This is a genomic window from Streptomyces echinatus (assembly GCF_014203595.1).
Taxonomy (GTDB): domain Bacteria; phylum Actinomycetota; class Actinomycetes; order Streptomycetales; family Streptomycetaceae; genus Streptomyces; species Streptomyces echinatus.
This window is the reverse complement of record NZ_JACHJK010000033.1, coordinates 26,298-35,356: the sequence shown is the minus strand read 5'-3', so window position 1 is coordinate 35,356 and position 9,059 is coordinate 26,298. Positions and strand designations below refer to the sequence as shown.

The following is a 9,059-nucleotide window of genomic DNA, read 5'->3' as shown; positions in this document are numbered from 1 at the left end:
AGATCTTTTCTCGATCCGATTTCCTCGGTGCTTTCCAGGTTCTCGCTCTCGCGTTTCCCTTTCCGGCGGTTCCGACTCTATCAGATCCTTTCGGCGTCTGACTCCCAGTCAGGGGGGCTTGTCCTCCCGGCCGTTGGGCCGTTCCGACGTCTCAAACCTTAGCGGATCCGCTCGGCGATTCCCAATCGGGCCGCCGGGCTTCCATTCGAATTGAATTCGGGCAAGCCGAATACAACCCGTACGGGAGATCGTGCTGATGGTGTGAGGGGTGCCGCTCGAAGCGGCGCAGGTGCTGCCGGAGAACCGTTACGGCTCCGTGGCAACCCGAAGAACTTTACGGAACGGCCAGGGGCGTGTCAACAACCCCTGTCAAGATCTTTTCTGCGGGCTTCCGCCCGGGAGCGTCAGTCCAGGTCGCTGAGCCGGCCGCCGGCATCCGGCTGCGCGTGCTCCACCCTGCGCAGGAGCCGGGTCAGCACCTCGCCGAGCACCGCACGCTCGGTGGGGGTGAGGTCCTGGAGCAGGTCCTCCTCGAAGACGGTCGCCAGGCGCATGGCCTCCAGCCACTTCTCACGGCCTCCCGGGGTCAGCTCCACGATGACGCGGACGCGATTGGACTCGTCACGCTCCCGGGTGACCAGTCCTTCGGAGACCATGCGGTCGATCCGGTGGGTCATCGCGGCCGGCGTGAGGCCGAGCCGCTTGGCCAGCTCGCCGGGGCCCATGCGGTAAGGCGCGCCGGAGAGGACCAGCGCCTTGAGGACCTCCCACTCGGCGTTGCTGATGCCGAGGTCGGCGGTCTGACGGCCGTACGCGACGTTCATCCGGCGGTTGAGCCGGGACAGCGCCGACACGATCTTCTCGACCTGGGGGTCGAGGTCCTGGAACTCGCGCTGGTAGGCGGCGATCTGTTCTTCGAGGGTCGGCTCAGGGACGCCGGGAGTCTCGGCCATGGCCGCAGTATGGCACGCAAACTCCTTTGCCTTGAAGTCCTTCACTGTGTACTCTTTAGCTTCGAACTTTAGCTTTGAAGTCTTCAGGCTTAACTAGTGAGAGAGGTGAACGTGACCAGGGCGATGGGCGCAGCGATGCGCCGGATCCACGTGGGCAACGCACTCAGCGCGTTCGGGCTCGGCTTCACCGTCCCCTACCTGTACGTCTATGTGGCGCAGGTGCGGGGACTGGGAGCCATGACGGCGGGACTCGTGCTCGCCGACTTCGCCGTGGCCGCGCTGATCGTGCTGCCGTTCGCCGGCCGGGCGATCGTGCGGCGCGGCCCGCTGCCGGTCCTGATCGCCGCCCTGGTGACCGCCGCTCTGGGTGCGCTGAGCCTCGGCCTGGCGGGCGGTGCCACGACCGTGCTGCTGTCCGCGGCGGCGCTCGGCGCCGGGCAGGCCGTGATGCAGCCGGCCCTGGCCACGATGATCGTGGACTGCTCGTCGGCGGACACCCGCTCGCGTGCGTTCGCGATGCAGTTCTTCCTGCAGAACCTGGGCCTCGGTGTCGGCGGCCTGATAGGCGGGCATCTCGTCGACACCACGCGCGTGTCCTCCTTCACGCTGCTGTTCGCGATCGAGGCGGCGATGTTCCTGCTGCTGGTCGTGGTGATGGCGACCGTGCGGATGCCGCACTCGCCGCGGATGGAGGACGCGCCGGCGGCGTCGGCGAAGGGCAGCTGGAAGCGGCTGCTCGGGAACCGGGCGATGGTTCAGCTGTGCGTGCTGGGCTTCGTGCTCTTCTTCGCCTGCTACGGCCAGTTCGAGTCCGGTCTGAGCGCCTACGGCGTCGAGGCGGCCGGGATATCCACCTCCGCCCTCGGGACGGCGCTGGCCGCGAACACGCTGATGATCGTGGTCGCCCAGTTCGCCGTGCTGAAGCTCGTGGAGCGGCGCCGGCGGTCCCGGGTCATCGCCGCGGTCGGCCTGATCTGGGCCGTGGCCTGGCTGGCCGCCGGGTTCGCGGGGCTCGGGCACGGCAGCCAGGAGATGGCCACGGCCGCGTTCGTGTCGACGTACGCGCTGTTCGGGCTGGGTGAGGCGATGCTGTCGCCGACCGTCGCGCCGCTGGTCGCCGATCTGGCACCGGAGGGCATGGCCGGTCAGTACAACTCGGCGTTCGCGCTGGTCAAGCAGCTGGCGCTGGCGGTCGGTCCCGCGGTGGGCGGTCCCCTGGGTGCCTCGCTGCACGGGCCGTACATCGTGACCTTCCTGCTGTTCTCGCTGGGGATCACGTTCCTGGCGCTGCGGCTGGGCCGGCAGCTCACCGCCGTACAGGACCGGCCCTGGCCGGCGCGCGAGACCCGGGTGGTCGCGCGCGGTGGGGCGCCTGCGGAGCCGGTGGCCGCGGAGGCGTGAGCGCCGGTGCGCGCGTGGCACGGCCGTCACCTTCGGGTGGCGGCCGTTTCGCGTTCCGGTCAGCGGGTCGCCGTGACGTGGGTCAGGGCTTCCCCTTCGGCAGGAGGAACTCGCACCACACCGCCTTGCCGCCGCCGGGGGTGCGGCGGCAGCCCCAGCTGGAGGCGATCGTCGCCACGATCGCGATGCCCCGGCCCGACTCGTCGCCGGGCTCGGCGCGGCGGCGTCTGGGCAGATGGTCGTCGCCGTCGGTGACCTCGACGATGAGGCGGCGGTCGGTGCGGCGGAGTCTGAGCCGCATGGGCGGGGTGCCGTGCTGCAGGCTGTTGGCGACCAGCTCGCTGGCGGCGAGGACGCCGAGGTCGTGCAGTTCGGCGGGAAAGCGCCAGCTGGTGAGGACGCCGGAGGCGAAGGCACGCGCGCGGGGGGCCGCCTCGACGCCGCCGAGGAGTTCGAGGGCGGCGTTGCGGAAGAGGTCGCCGTCGGGGCCCGTGCGCGCCGGGTGCTGGAGGACGAGGACGGCGACGTCGTCGTCGTGGTCGGCGGTGACGCCGGCCGAGCGGACCAGGCGGTCGCAGACCACCTGCGGGGTGCCGGTGGCCCCGGCGAGGGCGCCTTCGAGCGCGGCGATGCCCTCGTCCAGGTCGGCGTCGCGGCGCTCGACCAGGCCGTCGGTGTAGAGGACGGCCGTGGCGCCGGGGCCGAGGGCGACGGAGCCGGAGGCGTGCATCCAGCCGCCGGTGCCGAGCGGCGGGCCGGTGGGTTCGTCGGCGCGGGAGACCGTGCCGTTCTCGTCGCGGACCAGGATCGGCAGATGGCCGGCGGACGCGTAGACCAGGCGGCCCTCGTTCGGGTCGTGGACGGCGTAGACGCAGGTGGCGATCTGGTTGGCGTCGATCTCGGCGGCGAGGCCGTCGAGCAGCTGGAGCACCTCGTGCGGGGGCAGGTCGAGGCGGGCGTAGGCGCGGACGGCCGTGCGGAGCTGGCCCATGACGGCCGCGGCCCGCACCCCCCGGCCCATGACGTCGCCGATGACCAGGGCGGTCCGGCCGCCGCCGAGGGTGATCACGTCGTACCAGTCGCCGCCGACCGCGGCCTCGGTGCCGCCGGGCTGGTAGGTGGCGGCGATGCGCAGGTCGTCGGGCTGCTCCAGCTCCTGCGGGAGCAGGGAGCGCTGGAGGGTGACGGCGGTCTCGCGCTGGCGGCGCTCGCTGGCGCGCAGGCGTTCGGCGGCCTCGGCGTGGTCGGTGACGTCGGTGGCGAAGACCAGCACGCCCGCGTCGCGGTCGCCGTCCTCGGCGACGGGGGTGCAGGTGAACGTGTACGAGCGGCCGTCGACGGCCTTGCGGGACTTCAGGGTGCGTGGTTTGCCGCTGCGGAGCACCTGGTCGAGGAGCGGGAGCAGGCCCAGTTCGGCGAGTTCGGGCAGGACGTCACGGGCGGGCGCGCCGGTGGGACGGGCTCCGAAGGCCGCGGTGTAGGCGTCGTTGACGTAGGCGATGCGGTGGTCGGGGCCGTGGACGAGGGCGACGAGCACCGGGACGCGGTCCAGGACGTCACGCGCGGGCAGCTCGTCGACGGCGGGCACCGGGGTCTTGTCGTCGGCGGGCTGTTCGGCGCGGGCCGCGGGCACGGAGCCGTCCCCCCGCCGGTCCGGCGGGACCGGGGTCTCGGTCCGCGCGGCGGCGCGGCGCTGCGTTCCGGGGAGACGGGCGCTCCAGCGCGTGAAGTTCACTGTGGGGAAAGCCTCGTGTGTGCGGTGGGCGGGCGGGCGGCCCGTCCGAGGACGTGGGGCAGTCTGGCAGGGAGCGGGCCGTGGCGACATCCGTCAGACGCCTCGGGGGTCCGTGGAGTTCCTGGGTCCGGTCAGGACGACCCCTTCGGGTCGTCGGAGGGGCTGTGAGGAGGCTTTCCACCGGCCGCCAGTTCGAACTCCGCACGGGGGTGTTCGAGCGAGCCGAGCGAGACGATCTCTCGTTTGAAGAGCCCGGCGAGGGTCCATTCGGCGAGCACCCGGGCCTTGCGGTTGACGGTGGGCACCCTGCTGAGGTGGTACACGCGGTGCATGAACCAGGCAGGGTAGCCCTTCAGCTTGCGTCCGTAGACCTGGGCGACGCCCTTGTGCAGGCCGAGGGAGGCGACCGAGCCGACGTACTTGTGCGCGTAGGTCTGGAGGGGCTCGCCGCGCAGGGTGTGGACGATGTTGTCGCCGAGGACCTTGGCCTGGCGGACCGCGTGCTGGGCGTTGGGCGCGGTCTCGGTGCCGGGTTCGGGGGCCGTGACGTCGGGTACGGCGGCGGCGTCGCCCGCGGCCCAGGCGTGCTCGGTGCCGTCGACGGTCAGCCGGTCCGTGCACCGGAGCCGGCCGCGGCCGGTGCGCGGCAGGTCGGTCGCGTCGAGCAGCGGGTGCGGTTTGACCCCGGCGGTCCATACGACCGTACGGGTCGGGAAGCGCTGGCCGTCGCTGAGCACGGCGACCCGGCCGGCGCAGGACTCCAGGCGGGTCTCCAGCAGCACCTGGATGTTGCGGCGGCGCAGCTGGGTGACGGTGTACCGGCCCATCTCGGGGCCGACCTCCGGGAGGATGCGGTCGCTGGCCTCCACGAGGATCCACTTCATGTCCTCGGGGCGGAGGTTGTGGTAGTAGCGCGCGGCGTAGCGGGCCATGTCCTCCAGTTCGCCGAGGGCCTCGACGCCCGCGTACCCGCCGCCGACGAAGACGAAGGTGAGGGCGGCGTCGCGGACCGCGGGGTCGCGGGTGGAGGACGCGATGTCCATCTGTTCGATGACGTGGTTGCGCAGGCCGATGGCCTCTTCGACGGTCTTGAAACCGATGCCGTACTCGGCGAGACCGGGGACGGGCAGGGTGCGGGAGACCGAGCCGGGGGCGAGCACGAGTTCGTCGTAGCCGATGAGTTCGGCGGTCCTGCCCTCCTCGGCGGTGGCGAGCGTGGTGACGGCGGCGGTGCGCACCGCGTGGTCGACGGACGTCACCTCGCCGATGAGGACGTGGCACCGGTCCAGGAGGCGGCGCAGCGGTACGACGACATGGCGTGGGGAGATCGATCCGGCGGCGGCCTCGGGAAGGAACGGCTGGTACGTCATGTAGGGGTCGGGAGTGACGACGGTGATGTCGACCTCGCCCCTCCTCAGCTCGGCCTTCAGCTTCCGCTGGAGGCGCAGGGCCGTGTACATCCCGACGTAGCCGCCGCCGACAACCAGAATGCGCGCACGTTCCTTCACCATCCCATGACGCACCCGGCGCTCTTGTTTGTCCACAGCCCCGGCAATTTGTGTGACCGGCGGCCGGGTGTGCGCAGGGCCGGCGACGGTGTTCGTGCAGGACGAAAGGGGGCAGGTCAGCGGGGGCGGACAACAAGGCAGGAAGGGACGTTATCGGGACGTACCCGCCGCGTACTCCGATCGGGGGGCGCACTGTGCGGAACCTGCCCCTTCTGAATTGACTCCGCCTCAACTATGTTCGTGTGTCGACGGGGTGTAGGGGATGTGGTCGATCGGGTCCGCGACGGGCGGGTCCGGCCGGGACCGATGCCAGTTCCGCGCACTTCGTATTCAGTGGCGGGGAGTCTCCGGGGGGAGACGTCATTACCGGGGGAAGACATGCATCTTCAGGACACGCATTGGGCATCTGCAGCTGCCATCGCGTCCGGTGGCAAGCAGATGAGCGCGGCGCCGGGCAACGGGCGCGCGGACGCGGCCCGTACGACTCCGCTGCGGGTGGACGCGCAGCGCAATCTGGAGCACGTGCTGCGTGCGGCGCGTGAGGTGTTCGGCGAGCTGGGGTACGGCGCGCCGATGGAGGACGTGGCGCGGCGCGCCCGGGTCGGGGTCGGCACGGTGTACCGGCGCTTTCCCAGCAAGGACGTGCTGGTCCGGCGGATCGCGGAGGAGGAGACGGCGCGGCTGACCGAGCAGGCGCGGGCGGCGCTCGGGCAGGAGGACGAGCCGTGGTCGGCACTGTCGCGGTTCCTGCGGACGTCCGTGGCGTCGGGGGCGGGCCGGTTGCTGCCGCCGCAGGTGCTGCGGGTCGGCTCCGCCGGTTCGGCCGAGGAGGGCGCTGCCGAGTCGGTCGGTTCCGTCGGCCCGGTCGGTGTCGGCTCGGTCGGCTCGGCCGGGGTCGGTTCCGTCGGCTCCGTCGGTTCCGCCGAGGAGGCCCGGGTGCCGCAGCAGCGGCTGCAGCCCGGTGGTGCGGAGCTGCGGCTGGTGGCGGAGGAGGCCGCTTCGGTGGCCGACGACGCCGGGGCCGGGGCGCTGCTCGAGGTGGTCGGACGGCTGGTGGACCGGGCTCGGGCGGCCGGTGAGCTGCGGGCGGACGTGTCCGTGGGGGATGTGCTGCTCGTGATCGCCACGGCGGCGCCGTCCCTGCCGGACGCGGCGCAGCAGGCGGCGGCGTCCTCGCGGCTGCTGGACATCCTGCTGGAGGGACTTCGGTCCCGGCCGGCGTAGGCGCCGCTCGCCTTCGGCGGGATCTCGCATTCCCACCCGCACCCGTGCGACCCACGCCCGGGGTGCGGGTGGTCCCGTCGGTGCGTTGTGAGGGACGTGGCGGCGTCGGTGCCTCGGGAGTGCGCTCGGTGGCCGTGGGGCGGGGCGGGTGCCGGCGGGTGGTGGTGCGGCGGGTGTTCCGAAGGGTGTTCGGGGCGTGTGAGGCAAGTCCGCTCGGACGAGTGGATGCGCTGTGCGAGGGGTCCTTCGCGAAAACGCGTTGTGGCACTCTGAGCCGGTGACGGTTTGGGCTGGGCCGGTGTCGGGGGCTGTCCGCGATGAGGGTTGACGGGTGGGACGAGTCACGCGGTGACGACGGGGACGCGGAGACCCGCGGACTGGTCTCACCCCAGGTACCGAACCAGGGCGGGCGCCCGGCGTCCTCCAGTCCCTCCGGCGGCCCCGAAGGGAGCGTGCCGGCCCAGCGCGGGGGAAGCGTGCTGCCGCCGCCCCGGGAGGTGCCGCCCGCCGACGGTGAGCTGATCGCGCGGATGCGTGCCGGGGACGACTCGGCCTACGCGGAGCTGTACCGGCGGCATGCCGACGCGGTACGGCGTTACGCGCGGACCTGCTGCCGGGACGGCCACACCGCCGACGACCTCACCGCCGAGGTGTTCGCCCGCATGCTGCAGGCGGTGCGCGGCGGTTCCGGGCCCGAACACGCCGTACGGGCCTATCTGCTGACCTCCGTACGGCGTGTCGCCGCGCACTGGACGAAGTCCGCCCGGCGTGAGCAACTCGTCGACGACTTCGCCCTCTTCACCCAGCAGGCCGGCCGCGTCGCGGAGGCGGCCGACGGCGACTCACCCGGCCTCGGCGCCGATGTGCGCGCCCTGCACGAGGCCGAGCAGTCCATGGCCATGCGGGCCTTCCGCTCGCTGCCCGAGCGCTGGCAGGCCGTGCTGTGGCACACCGAGGTGGAGGACGAGTCCCCGAGCGAGGTGGCCGTCCTGTTCGGGCTGGACGCCAACGGCACCCGGGTGCTCGCCAGCCGTGCCCGCGAGGGGCTGAAGCAGGCCTACCTCCAGGCCCACGTCAGCGACAGCCTCGCCCATGACGAGGAGTGCGCCCGCTACGCCGACCAGCTGGGCACCTACGCCCGTCGCAAGCTGCGCGTCCGGGCCGAGCGGGGTCTGCGCAAGCACCTGGAGGAGTGCGCCAGGTGCCGGCTGGCGGCGGCGCAGATCGAGGAGGTCGCGAGCGGCATCCCCGGTGTCGTCCCGGTCGCGGTCATCGGCTGGTTCGGGGCCGCCGGGTACGCCAAGGCGCTCGGCATCGTGGCCGGCGGTGCCGGAGCCGGAGCCGCCGGTGCCGCCGCGGCCGGCGGGGCGGGCGGCGGCGCGGGCGGGGCCGCGGCCTCCGAGGGGCTCGGGGCACCGGTGAAGGCCGGCATCGCGGCCGGTGTGGTCGCCGTGGCCGCCGCCGCGGTCGCGCTGGCCCTGGTGAACGACGGTCGTCCGGCGGCGAAGACCGCCGAGCCGCCGCCGTCCGCGCCGGCCGTGCTGCCCGAACCGCCGGCTCCCCCGCCACCGAGGCCCGCGCCCACACCCACGCCGAAGCCAAGGCCCGCGCCCTCGACGAAGCCCGCGGCGCACGCCCCCGAACCGGCACCACCCGCGGCACCCGCCCCCACTCCGTCCCCCACGCCGAAGCCGGCCCCCACGCCCGCCCCGACGCGGGCCCCGGCACCCGCCCCCACCGCGAAACCGGAGCCCCGGCCGACACCGACGCCCACCCCGCCCCCCGCTCCGCCGCCGGAGCCCACCGTCTACCAGCTGAGCGACCTGCGCTTCGACGTCGTCGGCGACGGCACCGCACCCGAGATCGTCCTGCGCGAGAGCAGCTGGGTGTGGCAGCGGTACGGCATGTGGGTCGGCGGCGAGCGGTACGCGCGCGGAGTCACCGTCCACGGCGCGTCCTCCGTCACCATCGCCCTCAACCGGCAGTGCACCGCGTACGACGCACTGGCCGGCGTGGACGACATGACGCTCGGCCTCGGCAAGGTCTCCTTCTCCGTCTACCTGGACGGGGTCCCGCTGTGGCGGTCCGGCCCGGTCAGGGGCCACGACCGGGCCGTCCCCGTCCATGTGAACCTCACCGGCCACCGGACCGTACGGCTCGTGGCGGAGCCGCACGGCAATGCCTTCGGCCGGGCGGCTCTCGCGGACTGGGCGGAGTCCCGCTTCACCTGCCGGTGAC

The 9,059-nt window shown here is 72.9% G+C and carries 6 protein-coding genes; 3 read left to right on the top strand and 3 right to left on the bottom strand.

Annotation, left to right across the window (positions count from 1 at the left end; genetic code table 11):
* Positions 1-404: 404 nt before the first annotated feature.
* Entirely contained in the window at positions 405-953 is a 549-nt protein-coding gene (locus FHS34_RS40955; RefSeq protein ID WP_184975757.1) for a MarR family winged helix-turn-helix transcriptional regulator, read from the bottom strand.
* Between the two features lie 123 nt (positions 954-1,076).
* Between FHS34_RS40955 and FHS34_RS40950 the strand changes: the two genes are divergently transcribed.
* Positions 1,077-2,354, top strand: a complete 1,278-nt coding sequence (locus tag FHS34_RS40950; protein ID WP_184975764.1) for an MFS transporter — start codon at positions 1,077-1,079, stop codon at positions 2,352-2,354.
* 82 nt (positions 2,355-2,436) lie between these two features.
* Here the strand turns inward: FHS34_RS40950 and FHS34_RS40945 are convergent, their stop codons facing one another.
* Complete coding sequence (locus FHS34_RS40945) at positions 2,437-4,089, bottom strand: ATP-binding SpoIIE family protein phosphatase (protein WP_184975754.1); 1,653 nt, start codon at positions 4,087-4,089, stop codon at positions 2,437-2,439.
* A gap of 131 nt (positions 4,090-4,220) precedes the next feature.
* Entirely contained in the window at positions 4,221-5,600 is a 1,380-nt protein-coding gene (locus FHS34_RS40940; RefSeq protein WP_184975751.1) for an NAD(P)/FAD-dependent oxidoreductase, read from the bottom strand.
* 375 nt (positions 5,601-5,975) lie between these two features.
* Here FHS34_RS40940 and FHS34_RS40935 point away from each other — a divergent pair, with 375 nt between their 5' ends.
* Together FHS34_RS40935 and FHS34_RS40930 are read left to right on the top strand one after the other, a co-directional pair.
* On the top strand, positions 5,976-6,821 hold the full coding sequence (locus FHS34_RS40935) for a TetR/AcrR family transcriptional regulator (RefSeq protein WP_184975748.1): 846 nt from the start codon (positions 5,976-5,978) through the stop codon (positions 6,819-6,821).
* 317 nt (positions 6,822-7,138) lie between these two features.
* On the top strand, positions 7,139-9,058 hold the full coding sequence (locus tag FHS34_RS40930; protein WP_184975746.1) for a sigma-70 family RNA polymerase sigma factor: 1,920 nt from the start codon (positions 7,139-7,141) through the stop codon (positions 9,056-9,058).
* The last annotated feature ends 1 nt before the right edge of the window (position 9,059 follow it).